Genomic DNA, 534 nt, shown 5'->3' with positions numbered 1-534 from the left:
AGCACCCGGGCCCGCCGGTCGACGTCGGTTGCGGTGGTCACCCGGGCCGCATCCACCGTCCGCCCGATCGCCTCGACCTCTTTCAGCGCAGTGACGGCTTCTGTGTCGCTGAGCAGTCCGACCGGGATCGCGGCCAGAGCGTCTACCAAGACTGCCCGGGCCGCGGCGAGCCGGGCGACAGCATCCGCATGCACCGACGGAACCGACCCGGCCAGCCCCTCAGTGTCCTCGAATCCTTCTGCAATCGCAACGGGATGGGCCGACTCGACACCGACGGTGGGCTGGTCTTCCGCGGCCCCGGAATCGGGTCGCGGCGGGGTGTGTGACTGGGGATCTATAGCTCCTGCCATACCCAGATTCTACCCCGAATCGAACACGAATGCGAGACTTGCTCACTTAATTTAGTGCTGCTCATCTCGAGTTTCAAACCTGAAAACGGGTACCCAGCGGTGTGTGTGCCGGTGGCTGTGCTGATTAGTGAGGCCGCGGACACCTCACCGCGACTATCCCCGCATCTTGCGACGATGCACAGCT

The 534-nt window shown here is 64.4% G+C and carries 1 protein-coding gene; it reads right to left on the bottom strand.

Annotated features, from left to right (window positions below; all coding sequences use genetic code 11):
- Positions 1-350, bottom strand: a 350-nt coding sequence (locus tag QN350_RS19785; RefSeq protein ID WP_323517227.1) for a hypothetical protein, incomplete at its 3' end; no start/stop codon positions are given.
- Positions 351-534 lie beyond the last annotated feature (184 nt).

The sequence above is a fragment of the Cryobacterium sp. 10I5 genome, from assembly GCF_035019865.1.
GTDB lineage: Bacteria > Actinomycetota > Actinomycetes > Actinomycetales > Microbacteriaceae > Cryobacterium > Cryobacterium breve_A.
The sequence above is the reverse complement of the archived record's forward strand: the minus strand, read 5'-3'. Positions and strand labels throughout refer to the sequence as shown.